Origin of the sequence: Psychrobacter sp. HII-4 (assembly GCF_904846595.1) — a bacterium.
Classification (GTDB): domain Bacteria; phylum Pseudomonadota; class Gammaproteobacteria; order Pseudomonadales; family Moraxellaceae; genus Psychrobacter; species Psychrobacter celer.
Genome location: NZ_CAJHBJ010000012.1, coordinates 43830 through 62030 on the forward strand (window position 1 = coordinate 43830; position 18201 = coordinate 62030).

10 protein-coding genes are annotated in these 18201 nt (G+C 41.1%); 8 read left to right on the forward strand and 2 right to left on the reverse strand.

The features are described from left to right. Positions 1-234 precede the first annotated feature (234 nt). Entirely contained in the window at positions 235-582 is a 348-nt protein-coding gene (locus tag JMX98_RS07660; protein ID WP_201585694.1) for a hypothetical protein, read from the reverse strand. Between the two features lie 44 nt (positions 583-626). Next, positions 627-2495 (reverse strand): DUF262 domain-containing protein, encoded by a 1869-nt coding sequence (locus JMX98_RS07665; protein ID WP_201585696.1) that lies wholly within the window; start codon positions 2493-2495, stop codon positions 627-629. A gap of 709 nt (positions 2496-3204) precedes the next feature. On the opposite strand from JMX98_RS07665, the gene JMX98_RS07670 reads away from it, so the two are divergent. The 8 genes from JMX98_RS07670 (at position 3205) to JMX98_RS07705 (ending at position 18179) form a co-directional block, all read left to right on the forward strand. Next, positions 3205-4788: a type I restriction-modification system subunit M gene (locus JMX98_RS07670; RefSeq protein ID WP_201585698.1), complete on the forward strand. Its 1584-nt coding sequence runs from the start codon at positions 3205-3207 to the stop codon at positions 4786-4788. After that, entirely contained in the window at positions 4778-6070 is a 1293-nt protein-coding gene (locus JMX98_RS07675) for a restriction endonuclease subunit S (protein WP_201585700.1), read from the forward strand. Before JMX98_RS07670 ends, JMX98_RS07675 begins: the two co-directional genes overlap by 11 nt. 37 nt (positions 6071-6107) lie before the next feature. Next, positions 6108-7049 carry a hypothetical protein gene (locus JMX98_RS07680; RefSeq protein ID WP_201585702.1) on the forward strand — a complete coding sequence of 314 codons (942 nt, stop codon included), beginning with the start codon at positions 6108-6110 and terminating at the stop codon, positions 7047-7049. Between the two features lie 99 nt (positions 7050-7148). Next, positions 7149-10340: a type I restriction endonuclease subunit R gene (locus tag JMX98_RS07685; RefSeq protein WP_265089358.1), complete on the forward strand. Its 3192-nt coding sequence runs from the start codon at positions 7149-7151 to the stop codon at positions 10338-10340. Between the two features lie 343 nt (positions 10341-10683). Further along, on the forward strand, positions 10684-12753 hold the full coding sequence (zorA, locus tag JMX98_RS07690; protein ID WP_201585704.1) for an anti-phage ZorAB system protein ZorA: 2070 nt from the start codon (positions 10684-10686) through the stop codon (positions 12751-12753). A gap of 18 nt (positions 12754-12771) precedes the next feature. Continuing rightward, the gene (gene zorB1, locus JMX98_RS07695; RefSeq protein WP_201585706.1) at positions 12772-13503 is read left to right on the forward strand and encodes a type I Zorya anti-phage system protein ZorB1; all 732 of its coding nucleotides are present in this window, start codon (positions 12772-12774) and stop codon (positions 13501-13503) included. 5 nt (positions 13504-13508) lie between these two features. Next, complete coding sequence (locus JMX98_RS07700; protein WP_201585708.1) at positions 13509-14930, forward strand: EH signature domain-containing protein; 1422 nt, start codon at positions 13509-13511, stop codon at positions 14928-14930. A gap of 9 nt (positions 14931-14939) precedes the next feature. After that, complete coding sequence (locus JMX98_RS07705) at positions 14940-18179, forward strand: DEAD/DEAH box helicase (protein WP_201585710.1); 3240 nt, start codon at positions 14940-14942, stop codon at positions 18177-18179. Positions 18180-18201 lie beyond the last annotated feature (22 nt).

An 18201-nucleotide genomic window follows, 5' to 3' on the forward strand; every position in this document is an offset into this window, starting at 1 on the left:
TGAATAATGAATAAAAAACTAGACGATAGTATATAGCTGGCTTTTATTTACAGGGGTATTAGCATTAGAAAGTAATCTAAGCTATTAAATTAATCTATAATCTTAATGTGTTTCTGATTCTCATATGACAATACTATTTTTGTACGCAAAACTTAGCGAATAGAAGAGTTAGCTAAGTTATTTAGGAAACTCCCAATATTGATTAGTTAATCTTAATTGAGTAAAGGGCATAGATTAATCTATGCCTTTTTTAATTAATTCAAATACTTTATTCTCACTAATTTCATCAATCAATTTTTGCAGCTGAGCTGTAGGATTAGTCTTGGCTTTCGCATTCGCTCTAAACTCTGCCGTATCTCTGCCTTCTCGTAGTGCATCTAAGTAATCCGCCCACTTTTGCATCATCTCACTACGATCATCGATGTACTCAAACCGTCCGTAAGCGTTGCTATTTGGGCTTATAGTGGTATGACCTAACGCCATCTCAATAAGCACAAACAGGTAACTTAGCTGCTTTTGTAAGATGGTCTGCACCGTGGCTATAAAGCCATAAGCGCAGTAAACGCTTATTCGCTGTCGCATCAAAGATAATCTGATGGTTGTCTAGTCAATTTCTTGGTTGGCCATTACACTACATCCTGTATCAAGCTGGCATGTTCCTCAACGTCTTTAATAATTTCAGAGGCATTAATATCTCGTCCATCAGCTAAGATGTCTACAGCCTTCGCCACATAAGCGGCTCGTTTAGCGATGAATCGTGCAAAGTCACTTTTGACTTTGTATGTCTTTTCGTCGCCCGATAATCCAGTGTAGTCGCCAGACTTTAACTCATCTAGTGGAATGAGATGAGATTGAAGGCGAGAGTTGACAATGTCTTCACTGGTCGAGTTGTAGCGATCTTTTAGGTATTTCAGCGGATCTTTATTACTGATATTTAAATTGGTTTTGTCTGTGATCAAAGCACAGTTCAATGAAAAATAACTATCAGCTTCAATTTCTTTTAGCAGAGCGTCAGGGAAAACATGGTGATAGTGTCTGCGCCCATCGATAAGTTGTTGTCGGGTGAGCGGTGATCCATCAGCAAAATCATAAGCACCTAATTTACTAAATACAGCCATAATGCCACGAGCGCGAATATTTTCGCGTCTAGGCCAACCCACACGTTTTAGTTCATCATCAGCTGCAAGCGAATATAACTCACGATTTAAAACAGGTACATCATTTTCAGTATAGTGAGACCCATCTGCTTTAGTGGCTGAGGTGATAATATTTTTTAGCATAATAAAATCACTGAAAGCATGAGTAGCCGCTGAGTTTTCATAGCGGTCAGTAAAAAAGCTAGACCAAAGGTATTTTTTTAGTAGTATCTCAAAATTTCCTCTTGAATCTAAATTGTCAGGAATATCAATATATAAGGCGGCTATAACTGCGAGCACCGCATTAGTCGGTAATCGAGTGCGATCATAAATAGCTTGGCTTTCCATAAACGTAGCCATTTTAGATAAGCCTTTAGTCATTTTACCCCAGTTATCGACCATGTCCTCTTTACTCATATTCCACATGCCGCGTTGATTAGGCAGTTTTCCTTGCATGAGAGCAGAGGTGGCCAGTATTAAAAAAGGTAATTCAAAATAATGTTTGATAGCTGGATGATTTTCGTCCAGCTCACGTTGATAATCATCTAAAGATACGCCTCTAACCCCCTCAATTTCTGCACGGATGATATCGTACTGAGATAAAGGCTTACTATTGGTATTCATGTTTATAAATACTTGTAAGGCGGTTTCTTTACTGGTCTGTGACGGTAAGGCTAAATAGGGCAGATTGAAGTGAGTGATAGTTTCTCGAAAATCTCTTATCTGATCTTTCAATTTGGCTTTTTTATTCATCCACTCCATTAATCGCGTTTCATAATCAGTGTCAGTTGCGGTAGGTTTCAATGCTCCCAAAGCATCATCAATCCAAGTGTCGATTTCGATTGCAATGTCACCAGGTCTAAATAGATTCATGGGTATAACCCCGCGTTTTAGACACGATTTGGGATCGTCTACCCATAAAGGCATGGTTTTACCGTCTTTATTAGTCCAACGACTTTTGTACCAAACTTCTGAGTCATCTGTTTTTTCATGATCAGGCACACTCTCATCATAGGCATTAAGGTATAAGAAGTAATTCATGTCTTCGTAGTTATCATGCAATGTTCGCCAGAGTGAGGTCAGACGCTGTTGACCGTCTAATAGGTGCTCTGTGACACGTCCGCCCGTTTGTGGTGCCGTTACCAAGTACCGAGAAACAAACTGCTCTTTGTCGACATCTAGCAGTAAAGTAACACCCAACGGTAAGTTCTTAGTGACAGTATCTAGTAGGCTACAAATTCTGTTTTTGTCCCAAGCCTGGTGTCTTTGAAAGCGGGGCAGTTTGATCTCGCCACTTTGTATCTTTTGAAACCAGACAGAAATTGGCCTATCTTTCGCTGAGCTTGATGGCATCTTCATTAATAACGTCTCTCAATAAAAAAAATGTAATTAAGTATTGGCTTCAGGAGAGCTACCATGCTCCGTTTTTCTATCAAATCCTAAAGCTGCCTTAGCCAAGTGAATATTTCTTTGAACGATAAAACGCTTGTTAGGCAACATAAGACGATGTTTATTATCAGTTTCTAGTAGTAGGGTGTATTAAATAATCGACTTTCTGTCACAGTGAGGTCGATAAGGACGCATCCTCGAAAACTTTGGTATCTTTACCTGAGTAGCGGATCCCGTAAAATGATACTGGACGATACTATGCTTAAAGTTACTGATGGCTACGCATGTATAAGCATGAACCCCGCTTTTATTACCGGAATTTCTATCTTATTTACAAAACAGCAATAATTAGCAACTAATACTAACATTAGTTGATATTTAGAACAATATGATGAATTTTTATTTGCTTAAAATATTCGTAAGAAGTTTATCCAATATGGATGTTTTTGCATGAGCATCTCTCAGATTGCCTATATTCCCCTGTAAAGTCAGCTTTAATTGATATTCTCTATTTGGAACCCATCCCAAACAACGCAGTACCCCGAAAATTAGTTGGTAGATAAGCTTGCTTAAACGCATAATACCGCTAGAATTGTTACCACTAAGTAAATTCATCTCTTGTACGGCTAATTATTTATTCGTTGCATAATTACGTATCAAAATATAGAGACCCTAAAGCATGGCAAAAACAACCAAAAAGAGTGATAAAAAAGAAGTGCGCTTTGAAGAGGCGCTATGGGATGCGGCCAATAAACTGCGCGGTAGCGTTGAGTCTTCAGAGTATAAGCACATCGTGCTCAGCCTTATCTTCTTAAAGTTTATCAGTGATACCTTTGAGCAGCGTAAGCAAGCGCTGATAGACGCCGGCCAAGAGAAGTACGTTGACTTGGTGCAGGCGTATACCAAAGAGAATGTGTTTTATTTGCCAGAAGACTCACGTTGGAATTTCATTCAGCAAAACGCCAAGCAAGAAGACATTGCGCTGAAGATTGATACGGCGCTTAGCACCATTGAGAAGACCAACAAATCATTAAAAGGCGCACTGCCTGACAACTACTTCTCACGTCTTGGCTTAACACCGAGCAAACTAGCGGCTCTAATTGATGTGATTAATAACATCGACACCATCGACAATGAGCACAAAGACGTGGTCGGTCGTGTCTATGAGTACTTCTTAGGTAAGTTTGCCGACAGTGAAGGTAAGGGCGGTGGTGAGTTCTACACGCCTAAGTCGGTGGTGAACCTGATTACTGAGATGATTGAGCCGTATAAGGGCAAGATATATGACCCTTGCTGCGGGTCGGGCGGTATGTTTGTGCAGTCGATTAAGTTTATTGAGAACCATCAAGGCGACACCAAGGATGTGTCTATTTATGGTCAAGAGTACACAACGACTACGTATAAGCTGGCGAAGATGAACTTAGCCATTCGTGGTATCTCAAGTAACTTGGGCGAAGTGGCGGCCGATACTTTCTTCAAAGACCAACACCCACAGCTCAAAGCAGACTTTATCATGGCCAACCCGCCATTTAACCAGTCGCAGTGGCGCGCTGATGATGAGCTGGTCAATGACCCACGCTGGGCAGGGTATCCCACACCGCCAACGGGCAATGCCAACTATGCTTGGATATTGCACATGATATCTAAGCTGTCTGAACATGGGACAGCGGGCTTCGTATTGGCCAATGGCTCGATGTCTACCACGACCAGTGGTGAGGGTGAAATCCGTCAACAAATCTTAGAGAATGATTTGGTGGATTGTATGGTCGCTCTGCCCGGTCAGCTGTTTTATACCACGACCATTCCGGTGTGCTTATGGTTCATTAGTAAAGACAAAGCCGCCAAGTCAGCTGATAGTCAAGCACGTGGGTTGCGCAATCGTAGCGGTGAGACGCTATTCATTGATGCCCGTAATATCGGTGCGATGATTGACCGTACGCATAAAGAGTTTTCTACTGATGATATTGAGGCGATTGCTAAGACTTATCATGCATGGCGTGGTGAGGCGGCAGCAGGCGGTTATGAAGCGTACGAGGATGAGGCAGGCTACTGTAAATCGGCAACCTTTGAGGATATCGAAGCCAATGATTATGTGCTGACGCCTGGACGTTATGTGGGTGCGGCAGCGATCAAGGATGACGGTATCCCGTTTGAGACTAAGATGCTGGAGCTAAGCCAAACGCTGTATGCGCAGATGCAAGCGTCTGAAAAGCTAGATGCGACCATTCGTCAGAACTTGGAGGTGTTGGGTTATGGCGAATAACTGGCAATATCTGAAGTTAGCTGAGGTTGTTAATATTATTGGTGGCGGTACACCTAAGAGAAGTGTGGAAGAGTATTGGGGAGGTAATATCCCTTGGCTGTCAGTTAAAGATTTTAATAATGACTACAGAATGGCTTCTCAATCTGAGGAAACAATTACAGAGTTAGGTTTGCAAAAAAGTAGTACAAAATTGCTATCTGAAGGTCAAATAATCATTTCAGCTCGTGGAACTGTGGGTGAGCTTGCTCAAGTCACAAAACCAATGGCTTTTAACCAATCTTGTTATGGAATTGATGCAAAGCCTGAGTATGCAATAAATGATTTTGTATACTATCTTCTAAAGAACTCTATTTCTAATATCCAGCGAGTTACTCATGGTGCTGTATTTGACACTATCACACGAGATACATTTAACTTCATTGAAGTTTTACTCCCACCACTCCCAGAACAAAAAGCCATAGTCCATATTCTAGGAACACTAGACGATAAAATCGAACTTAACCGTCAAATGAACCAAACCCTTGAAGCCATGGCACAGGCTTTGTTTAAAGGCTGGTTCGTTGACTTTGATCCCGTGATTGATAATGCGTTGCTGGCAGGTAAGGCCATTCCTGAACCATTAAAAGAGCGCGCAGAAATGCGTCAAGCTCAGTTAGACAGTGGCAAAGCCAAGACTAACTCAGAGGTTAATGACTTATTCCCCAGTGAGTTTGAGTTTACTGAAGAATTGGGCTGGATTCCTAAAGGGTGGGCTTCAAAAAAGCTCGGGGATTTATTAGATATTAAGTATGGTAAAGATCATAAGAAGTTAGAAGAAGGAAATATTCCTGTCTATGGTTCTGGCGGTCTGATGCGTTTAGTTGATAAATCTCTTTATAACGGTGAGTCTATATTAATTCCTCGCAAGGGTACTTTAAGTAATTTGATGTATGTTAATGAAGAGTTTTGGACTGTTGACACTATGTTTTATTCAATTCCAAAACAAGAAAAAACTGTCAAATATTTATTTCAATGCTTAAGTTTGTTTGATCTAGCTTCAATGAATGTTGGTTCCGCAGTGCCAAGTATGACAACGAGAGTATTGAATGACTTAAATATTGTAATACCTTCAAATCATGCACTTTATGAGTTTGACAGATTAGCTACTGACTTTTTTAATCATACAAATGCATTAATAAAACAAAATTCTTGCCTATCCAAACTGCGTGACACGCTACTTCCCAAACTTATGTCAGGCGAGCTGCGTATTCCTGATGCTGAGAAACTGGTGGCTGATATTTAAAGGGATTTAGTTTCAAACGTATTAAAAGGGACTTTTTATGAAGAGATTACTATTAAGTGTAGCGATTGGCTTGGGCTCTCTGACTGCTACTTCTGCTATGGCGGTGACACCTGCATTCTCAGCTCAAAAAGTTGCTCAGGTTAAATTACCTGATTTAAATTTTAAGCAGGTGATGCGTCAATTTTATGGAAGACATCTAAAACAAAGTTATATATCAGATGAATACATTGATTCAATACCAAAAGAAGGGGCTATTGAAGTTTATCGGTCAGAAGATAAAGAGGATACGGATTTAGCGGTAATGCATCCTGTTATCCAATACAAGAATGCAAGGAATGAACAACGGTATTTAGTAGTAATTGAAAAGTTTATGGTTTTTAGGGACAGAGATCCTTCTGGCCCTAGTTGGATGGCTGATTCAAAGGTAAGCTCAGCCGCTACAAAGGCAGATCTATATAGTTTTAAAAAGTTGAGTGATGGTCCGTTTCAGCTCGTTAGTAAAAGTTTAGAAAGTATTCATTACTCTGGTAGACCATATCGAGTCAATCTTCAGGATGCTAATATCCCAAAAGGCTTGCAACTACTAGGCAATAATCTGATAGGTGTTATCTATGAAACCACTCAGATGCATCAAGGCTCTACAGATAGTTGGTTATCAGTATTGCATTTACCCGAAGATGGCTTTATTGGTGCTTACTTGTTAGGTGATGGTGGCGCAGATAATGAGGGGTTATTTGGTGGAACGTCTGATGAGGATGTAATACCTGAAGATTCACCACTATATTACAACTATGATGCTACTGTGACTGTCATACCAGACGGCTCTAAGTACTATCCGATTATTAAAAGATATGAGGGGGAGCGACCTGCTGATAGTGAAGCTGATTTTATTGGTAGAGATTTTGTTTGGCAGTTCGATCCAGAAGAGAAAGAATACAAGAGCAATAGCCCAAAGGAACTTGATAGCTCTTTAGAATAGTGATTGGTTTTTCTGCGACTTAACCTTGTAAGAAAAAAATATAAATAGCGCCTTCCGTATGATCAATATCGTAAGGTGCTACGAATAATATAAGAGAGCATGCTAGTGAAATTCACCGAAGCCAAACTTGAACAAGCCATTATTGAGTTACTTGCCAGCGAGGGATATCCATACACGTCAGGCGAAGTGGTCGATACTCAGCTTGGGCGTGACGTAGAAGAGGTATTAATCGAGTCTGACTTACGTGAATTTCTTGCCAGCCGATATCAAGATCAACACATTACCGATTATGAGATTGGCTTAATCATTCACCGCATTAAGACCCTGCCAGCCTCCGACCTATACGACAGCAACAAAGCCATTATGAAAGATGTCTCTAATGGCTTTTTGCTTAAGCGTGAAGACCATACCCAAAAAGACCTCTTTATCCAGTTGATTGATTATGATGACCTAAGCAACAACACATTGCGAGTTGTCACTCAGCTAAATATTCAAGGCTATGAGCTGCGTATTCCAGATGCCATCTTATATATCAATGGCTTGCCACTGGTGGTATTTGAGTTTAAGAGCGCCATACGTGAAGAAGCACCGCTATATGATGCCTACGTACAGCTCACGACCCGCTATACCCGCGATATTCCTGAGCTACTCAAATACAATGCCATCTGCGTGATTAGCGATGGTGCAAATACCAAAATGGGCTCACAGTTTGCACCCTATGAATTCTTCTACTCTTGGCGTAAAGTCACTGGTGAGGAGGCGTTAGAAACAGACGGCATCAGTGCGCTTAAGACCATGATAAGCGGACTGTTTAATCAACAGCGCCTGTTTGATGTCCTGCGTAACTTCATCTACATTCCTGACACCTCAACTAAAAAAGAGAAAATCATTTGCCGCTATCCGCAGTACTATGCGGCCACCAAGCTATTTCATAATATCAAACAACATATCAAGCAGTTTGACTCGGCTGGCGAGCTGATATCGGGTGACGGTAAAGGCGGTACGTACTTTGGGGCGACAGGCTGTGGTAAGAGCTTTACCATGCTGTTTTTGACCCGTCTTCTAATGCGTGATGTTGATTTGGGCAGTCCAACGATCATTCTGATTACTGACCGCACAGATTTAGATGATCAGTTATCCGGGCAATTTACCAACGCCAAGACTTATATTGGCGATGAGAATATCATTAGTGTTGAGAGCCGGGCAGAGCTCAGAGAGCGCCTGTCAGGTATAAAAAGTGGTGGCGTGTATCTGACCACCATTCATAAATTTACTGAGGACACAGAGCTACTTACCGAGCGTACCAACGTCATTGTGTTGTCTGATGAGGCACACCGCAGCCAGCTCAACCTTGAGCAGAAGATTACCGTGACCGAAGATGGCGTGAAGAAGACTTACGGCTTTGCTAAATACCTGCATGATTCACTACCTAATGCGACCTACGTTGGCTTTACAGGGACACCAGTCGATGCCACGCTCGATGTGTTTGGGACCATTGTCGATAGTTACACCATGACCGAGTCTGTACATGATGAGATCACCGTACCCATCGTCTATGAAGGGCGGGCGGCTAAGGTATTACTAGACTCTCGCCAGCTAGAAGAGGTAGAGAAGTACTATAAGCAGGTTGAGGACGCAGGCGCTAATGAGTATCAGATAGAAAAAAGCAAGCAAACCATGGCGACTATGTCCACGGTACTGGGCGACCCTGATCGTATTCGTGCCATTGCTGAAGACTTCGTTGAACATTACGAGACACGAGTGGCTGAGGGCACGACCCAAAAAGGCAAAGCCATGTTTGTCTGTAGCTCTCGTGAGAACGCCTTTAAGCTATACAAAGACATTATCGACTTGCGACCTCAGTGGGCGGAAGTGATGGCCTGTGAAGAGGGTAGTACGCTTACTGAAAACGAGAAAAAGACCATCAAGCCCATGGAGCGCGTCAAGATGATTATGACGCGTAACAAAGATGACTCTCAACAGCTATGGGACTTACTGGGCACTAAGGAGTATCGTAAAGAGCTGGACCGTCAATTTAAAAATGGCAAATCCAACTTTAAGATAGCCATCGTGGTTGATATGTGGCTCACAGGCTTTGACGTACCGTTCTTAGATACCATTTATATTGATAAGCCCCTGCAAAAGCACAACCTGATTCAAACCATCTCACGGGTCAACCGTAAGTTTGAGGGCAAAGAGCGCGGGCTAGTCGTGGACTATATCGGCATTAAAAAGCACATGAATCTAGCGCTGGCTCAGTACACAGCAGGCAAAGAGCAAAACCTAGAAGAGATTGCTCAGTCTGTGGTTATCGTTAAAGACCAGCTCAGCCTGCTTGATGCGATGTTCCATAACTTTGATAACTCAGGTTATTTTTCTGGTAAGCCTATTGAGCAGCTAGACTGTCTAAATGAGTCGGCAAACTTTGTATTGACGACTGAAAAATCGAAGCGCTTCTTTATGGATGTGGTTAAGCGTCTCAAGTCTGCCTATGACATCTGTGTCGGTAGTAGTGACTTGACTCAAGCGCACAAGGATAAGATTCATTACTACTTAGCGGTACGCACCATCATATTTAAAATCACCTCAGGCAATGCACCTGATGTTGAGCAAATGAATGAGAAGGTACGTGAGCTGGTGAAAGATGCGCTGCAAAGTGATGGCGTGGAAGAAATCTTTAAGATGGGCACTGAGCATGGGCACGAGATCAGTATCTTTGACGATGACTATCTAGATAAGATTAATAAGATTAAACAGCCCAATACAAAGATGGAGCTGTTACAGCAACTGCTCAAAAAAGCCATTGGTGAGTTTAAAAAGACCAACAAGGTTAAAAGTATCGACTTTAGCAAGAAGATGAACGCTATCGTGCAAAAGTACAATGAGCGTGATGAAAGCAATACCATGCACTCTACAGTGATGAAAGACTTCACTGACCAAATCATCGATATCATTTACCAGATGCGTGATGAGGTGAACTCATATCAGGATATGGGTATCGACTTTGAGCAAAAAGCCTTTTACGACATCTTGCTCGCACTGGCAAATAAATACGACTTTAGCTACCCAGAAGATAATCTTATTAAACTGTCTAAAGCGGTGAAAGACCTAGTTGATGATAAAACGCAGTATACAGACTGGAATAAGCGTAATGACATCAAAGCTGAGCTAGAGTTTGATCTTATTGTGCTGCTTGATGAGTGGGGTTATCCGCCTATTGATCGTGATGAGGTATATACAGAGATATTCGATCAGGCTGAGCAGTTTAAGAAGGGTAGGGCTTGTGGTTAGTACATGATGGAGTCAGCTGCAATATTGAATATACCACCTGAATCGGCATATGAACGAAGAAGTTGTGATATTTTTATTTGGTTTTACAAAAAAAGGAGCATCTGCAGTTTTCTCGATTGACTCTTACGACAGCTTTATATCAAAACCTTCATAAAGGCATCTAGATGTCGTAGATATTATTGAATATGGTATTAGTTACTCCATCCACCATAATCATAACCTCTCGAAAATACCTATTAATCCCTAAATATAATTTGTCAGTCATTTTCTAATCATTTGTTTATGTTACCATTGTATTTTTATTGGTTACAGTCTGTAATTATTGATAGGGTGGATGGTGTCGATGGATTTTTGGTTAAAAGTGGCGCAAGTCTCGCAGGAGTATTTTGTATTCCCAGCATTGATTTTGGTTTTTGTCGTAATCGTCAGCATAATCTTCATCTTAAATTATACCAAACCGGCTAAAGCGTTAAATAACAAGCTGTTGCAGTTAACTAAGGAGCTAGAAGCGGTTGATGATACATCTGGTGTCAATAAAGACTTATTAGATGAAAAGTTTAGTAGTAATACGTCATTAAGGCAGGCGTGGTCGAATTACAAAAAAACCTTCCATGATATTCACGAGACGGTAGATGGGGAAGATAGGGTTATTCATTCGCATGCAACCGTACCAAGTGAAGCATTTTTTACAGAGTCCATCGTCGTAGATGTACCATTAAAAGTAGAATTTTATAAGCATTTACCCGGCATGATTACGGGCGTCGGTATTATTGTTACCTTTGCAGGTCTGCTCATCGGTCTATTAGCCTTTGATCCTGCTGGCAGTCCTGACACAGTTCAAGACAGTCTAAATCTACTACTGACTGGCGTTGCTGAAGCCTTCATGGCGTCTGGGTTAGCGATTTTGGTCGCTATGGTTATCACATGGCGTGAAAAGTCATGGCTCAGACAGTGCTATGCGCAATTACAAAGGCTAAATACTGCTATTGATAATGCCTTTATTCCTGATGACAGCGGTGAGGAGTATTTAGCCAAACTATTAAAATCCTCGCAAGCAAACGAAGCCAATGCCCGCCAGCTCAAAGACAGTCTCGTTAATGATTTAAAAGCCATGATGACCAATCTGGTTGAAGAGAATAAAAAGAATCAGACAGCTTTTGCCACTCATTTGAGTGAGTCTTATGCACAAACCAGTCAGTCGATGGCAACTCAAATAGGCGATTCTATTACTGACAACTTACAAGGCCCGTTAGACAAGATTGCCTCCAGCGTGCAGCAAGTGAGTGGCGATCAAGGCTCTGCCGTGCAAGAGCTGATGACTGATGTGTTAACCGCCTTTATGAGTAAGCTTGAAACGACATTTGGCAGCCAAATGACGGGTATGAGTGAGATGATGACGCAGTCTGTCACCGCTATGCGTGAGATGCAATCAGGATTTTCTCAGCTCATCACAGACATGCAAGTCAATAGTGAAACATCAACGAAGACGCTAGAGACACAAATGACAAACATGATGGAGGATATCCAGCAAAAGCAAAACGAGATGGCAGCTCAAATGAACGATATGGTAGAAAACCTATCTGCAGGCTCTGCCAAGATGAGTGAGCAAGGACTACAAGCTGCAGAACAGCTAAATACTAAGATGTCAGAGCTCGTCTCAGATTTGGGCGCCTCCATGTCAGGTCTGCTAAAAAATGTTGCCGAGCAGCGAGTTGAGCAAGATCGTATGATATCAGACAATCAGCAAAAACTTCATGAGCAGTCATCAATACTCATTGATAACTTAGGTAGCGAGATTAAAGAGCTGATAGCGCACAGCCAAGATGCCGTTCAGACGCATAAAGAGAATATTCAAAAACTGTCTCAAGTCACCACCGATAGTATCACTGGTATGAACGAGGGCGCAGAAAAAATGCGCCGAGCGTCCGAGCAGTTTACGACAGCAGGTAGCTCGCTGAGTACGGTTACTGAAAAATCCTCAGAACTTATCGCACAGGTTAATACCACCTCAACCAATATGACAAACGCCAGCAGCAACTTGATTGAGTTGGTCAGAGACTATAAGAACTCTCAAAATAGCGTCAATCTTGCCATCGAAACGCTCGAGGGCCTCATTCAGCAATCAAAATCTGAGGCCGGTATGAGCAGTCAACTGCTAAACGATATGCAAGACATGACAACTGCGCTTAATCAAGTGAAGGCAGAGATGCAGGAGTACTTAACAGAGGTCAGCGATGTGTTGGTGAAAAGCTTTGATAGTTTTGGCAGCTCTGTTGAAAGTAGCCTAAACCAATCACTGGTATCCTTCGATAACACACTTGACCAAGCTGTCAAACGTCTGGCAACGGGCGTCGAAGGTTTAGGGAATGTGGTAGAAGATCTTGAAGATCTTACGCAAAAAACCAGACGCTAATTCGGGAGTGTATCGCTAATGATTAGTAATAGGTACGCTAAGAAGCATCGTTCAAAAGATGAGGGTGAAAAGCCCTTTTGGATATCATTTGCTGACTTGATGACCGCGCTTATGACTTTGTTTTTGGTGGTGATGGCGGTGTCTTTAATGGTAGTAACCAAAAAGATTAATGAAGCCACACAAGCAGAGAAAGAGCGCAGCTCAGAGATTTTAGATATTTGTACTAGTATCAAAGATGATCCTACTTTAAAGAATCAGTTGATCACCGTAGACTGTAAAGAGAACCGTATTAATTTTGGTGAAGCGGGCCGTTTTGATCATAACGACTATAGGTTAAATTCAGAGGGCGTAAAAGCATTAAGTGCGTTAGTACCTGTAGTCTTAGATGCTGCCAATAGTGAAAATGGCAAAAAGTGGTTCAAGCAAATTGTGATTGAAGGCTTTACCGATACGGATGGCTCGTATTTATACAACCTAAACTTAAGCTTGCGTCGCTCAGAATGGGTTATGTGCAGTTTGCTTGACCCTAAATTCAACCCAGAGCTTAATCTGACTGATGAGCAAAAAAACCAAATTAAACAGCTGTTTCTAGCAGGCGGTGTGTCATTTAATGCCGCAAAAGACAGTAAAGAAGCCTCGCGCCGCGTTGAGCTACGGATGCAGTTTTACGGTTTAAAAGAACAAGGGGATATCGAGGATCAACCCACCTTTGATACCGTTTCTGTTGAAAGCTGTCAGTTGTCAAGGTAGATGTGATGAGTATCGCTTATTTAAAGCAAAGACTAAACGTGAGCGTCGAGATGTTTTCTGAGCCTGCTCAAGCACAAAACAAATTTGCTAGACCGCATAAGTTGATAAAAACCTTAGATATCATTGAGCGTAGGTTTGATGATATGGAAAATGCTCAGCCTATTGAAGAAAAGATTATCAATTCTATTAAAAAGTTAGAAAAGTCTGGCATAGACTATCTGACCAAACGTGACTGGAAGAATCTTGCATGGTCACTGAGCAAAAAATTGCCGCATTATGAGGATAAAATTTTATTTACTTTTGTGGGTAGTAAACTAATTAATCAGTTTAAGAACATGCAGCCTGCATTACTTAAGGCTGTTTATTTCCCTTTGCTTTATAGTTATTTTGCAGTAGAACAAGATGAGATAAACAAACGGCCTAACAATTGGCTTGAGCTCAAAAACATTTTGAGTAACAACCGCTCCTCTCTATTTCAAACCACCACACGGCCCAAAAAATGGCTGACGACGTTAACGGATCATCCTGAACTACTATCAGCAGACCCTTCCAAAAAGTTTATTCGTGATTTTTTACATAATAGCGATAAGGACAGAGTAAGCAATCAGCTAGAAAGCCTAAGTATCGCACCGAATAGTTGGTTTTGGGATAGTTTAGTAAGCTCATCTATCAAGTCGGTTAAAACGATGAAAGAGGACGATTACCTAGAAGCCATCCCTCGCTTTCTGCAGTTATTAGAACAAAACCCAATTTATACTAAAGATATCTTAACAGCGTTACTTGAACGTTATGCAACAACCTCAAGACGTACAATAGTACATGAAGTCTTAAAGAACATCTCTTTGACGCAGTGGGGTAATCCTCAATTTGAGTCATCGGCAGGCTGGCGTAATGTCAGCTTAGATACCAAAAAAATGGTGATTCAATGGTTCGTTAGAGCAGATTTAGAAGCGTTCTTTAAATTATTTAGTCATACAGCCGATAGAGATCGCTTTGACTACTGGATTAAATTTATTGATAAAATCTCTTTTTCTCAGATATTTTTAGGAACAGCGGCCTTGCAGTCTCGGAATCCGGCACATAAAAAGTTTATAGAATTTAACCGCGGTAGGTTAAAAAATCTTATAGGCTCTACCCCTAGTAATAATGCTTTTTTATTAAAAATTGATAACGTCCATATTGTTGATTTTTCAGATACTGGGAATGCCTGCTATGGATATAGTGACTTACCTTTCAATCTTAGTAAAAAAAATATCACGGTTCATGAATTAAAAAGTAAACAACACTCAATCTTTAAAAGTGATTCTGGTCGGGGGATGAGTTTGAGTCATTCAGGAAATTGGGAGGCAAGATTTGATGAAAAACTCGCTGAATTGGGAGTTTTTTCTAATCAACCTGCTAGTCCAAAATATAAAAGGCGCCATTAGAGAGCAGTTATGAAACTAGCATTTTGGAAAAAAAATAAAAACAAGCAGACCGCAACATCAGAAACTGTAGTCAATAGTGTCGAGTCTGCGCCACTGCAATATGATGATATTGGTTTAAGGCATAACTATAAATCGGTAGCCAAAACAGATGCCGATTTTTATTGGGAGAGTTTGGCAGATGAAGAGCTCGCTTATCAATCAGATGATGGCTATGTACTGCCATGGGAAGCGCTTTTTGAGATACAGCAAGACCCTGAACATACTATAGACAGTAATGCCATTGAATGGCTTAACTTGCCACCATCAAGTGAATTATATCCGGTCATCCGTAGTGAAAAGGGTCTAAGTGACAAAGATTTCCAAATCATTCTTGACGGCTGGTGTGATAAAAACAAGGTTAAGTTTAAAGGGTCGGTCAAGCGAGAAGGCGCTATTGTTAGTATTGCTGGCAAAGAATATTTATTAAATGAGTCGGCCTGGAAACTGGTTGAAAAGATTAAAGCATTCTCTCGTATTACGGATAAGAACAAAGCATTAAATCAAAAGTACTGGGCGCAAATACGTAGTTTAGCTAATAAAAGTGAAGCCAATTTAGATGAGTTTTTACGTAAAACTATCGTACTCGCCCCAGAAGAGCTGCAACTTAATCTTCGTAAAAACTTAGTGAGCACAGAATCGATAGTTGAAGTACAGCCTGACTTTAAAGACGCGCCTGCAAACTGGCTGCAAACTTTCGATAGCTATAATGACGTTCAAAGTGAATATACAATCAGCTTGCCAGAAGGCGGCCTTGCGCATGTCATCATCGAGCCACAAGTCAAAAGCGTACTCAGTGAAATCAAGAAAATGCCCAATCGGCGCATCACTGGCGAGCGTGCACAGACTTTTTTGCATAACCCTTTTTCTCAGTTAGGTGATGACGCAGTTGAAGTCATATCTTCAGAGGGTTTCGAGCAATCGAAAGAAGAGGCAGAAATCTATAGCTATCGTATGAGTATCGATAAAGCTTACGATGAATCATCATATTTTATTTCAGCTCAGCTGACACTGCATGAAAACTCAGATCGAGAAGCAGATCCTATTTTATTAGCGCTCTCCAATGTAGTGCAGGCTGAGCATTTTATAGCTGCTTATGGGAAAACATCTCCTATTTTTCTATGGGCGGGCTATAACATCGATAGAACCAGCTATTTAGATGATCAAGTAGCCGCGCTTAAAAATGATCTAGAAAATATTCAGCAGTATGAAGATGATTTGCAAGCTAAAAACGTACTGGATTTAAATAATTACAGCGATCGAGTAATAGGGATTGGAGAAGCCGAAAAGCTGAGTTCTGAAGCCATTCAAAAAGATAGCGGCGAGTCACAATGGTTGCCACAGAATCTTATCGAAGAGTCTGCTACTTTATCTCAGCTGACGACTGATAATGATATTGAGACTACTACTGAACGACTTAAGCAGCAGATTGAGCAGGCAGAATTAGAAGGATCAGGCTTTGTACAACATCCAGAGAGCGATGTATCTATTCCATTAGACGAAGCAAAGCGCTTACTAAATGAGCTTTGTGTTTCAAAAAATGAGAACGCAGCTGAGAGTAATACCGAGCACGAGCAACCAGAGGCGGCGGAAAAAAAGAAAAAATCCACCTTGTTGATTGCCAATAATATTGATGAGGCTGATTTTACCAAGCAGCGAGCTGAAGTCCTAAGCCTTAATGAAAAAAACTGCCCAGCAGCAAGACTGCCATCCAGCTTTAGAAGCCAAGAGTTTAGTTTAAAAAAGCATCAAGAGTATGGTGTTGCTTGGCTACAAAATCTATATCAGTATGCGCCGATGCAGGTGAGTGGTTGCCTACTAGCCGATGATATGGGGCTAGGAAAAACGCTGCAGTTACTTTGTTTTATTGGAGAAATTCTAGAAACAGCAGAAGATAAAAAACCTGCATTAGTGGTAGCGCCCGTATCATTGCTAGAAAACTGGGAGTCTGAAATCAATCGATTTTTTAGTGCCAAGTTTGGCAAAGTGTTGAGTCTATATGGTGATAATTTAAAACAGCGAAAAATACCTAAGCACTTAATATCTTCTCAATTAAGAGATGATTATGGCATTACAAAGCTACTTGAAGATAATTGGTTGGGCGGTGCAGATATTGTGCTCACCACTTATGAAACCATGCGAGATCTTGAGTTCTCCTTAGGGAGGGTGGACTGGAGCGTTATGGTCTGCGATGAGGCACAAAAAATTAAAGTGCCTACTGCTATGGTGACAAAAGCTGCTAAAGCACAAAAAGCTGACTTTAAGGTTGCTTGTACCGGCACACCTGTAGAAAACTCACTGGTAGATCTGTGGTGCTTATTTGATTTTATACAAGAAAACTTGCTCGGCTCTTTAACTGAGTTTAACAAAGAGTACCGCCGGCCTATTGAGAGAAAAGAGGATGAGAATGGCGCAATAATAAATCATCTTCGTCAATTGATTGAGCCGCAAGTATTGAGACGTATGAAACACGATGTCGCTGAGTTGCCCGCAAAGCATGAGGTTGATGATTGTAAGGATATTACAATTTCACAGTTACAACGCACGTTATATAAGCAAGTATCTAATGACACTCAGAGTCTATCTGAGCAAGGTAATAAGGGCGTGATGTTAAAAGCGCTGCATGATATGCGGATGATTTGTGCCCATCCCTTAAAGCTACATCAGCAAGCAACGATCAATGATTCGCCTAAAGCTATATGGCTAATAGAGACTTTAGAGCTCATAAAACAAAAAAATGAGAAGGTTATTATTTTTACTGAGTTTAGAGACATTCAAGTATTTATAAAGCGCCTTTTACTTGAGCGATATGGTTTAAATGTGACGACTGTAAACGGCGACACAAATACCGACAGTAAAAAAGGGTTAACTCGGCAGGCAACTATTGATAAGTTTCAAGAAATAGAAGGGTTTAATGCGATTATCTTATCTACGGTAGCTGTTGGCTTCGGGGTGAATATCCAAAAGGCGAATCATGTGATTCATTATACACGGAGCTGGAACCCTGCTAAAGAAGACCAGGCGACAGATAGGGCATATCGCATTGGACAAGATAAAGAGGTCTATGTGTACTATCCGTCTATTGCAGCACAAGATTTCGAGACCTTTGAAATCAAACTGGACAAGCTGTTATCTAGTAAGCGTCGTCTTGCTGACGATATGTTAGAACCAAACACTGAGATCACACAAGAGCTGATTCAGTCGGTTTATTGAGTAAGACTTTTAACAAAAAAGG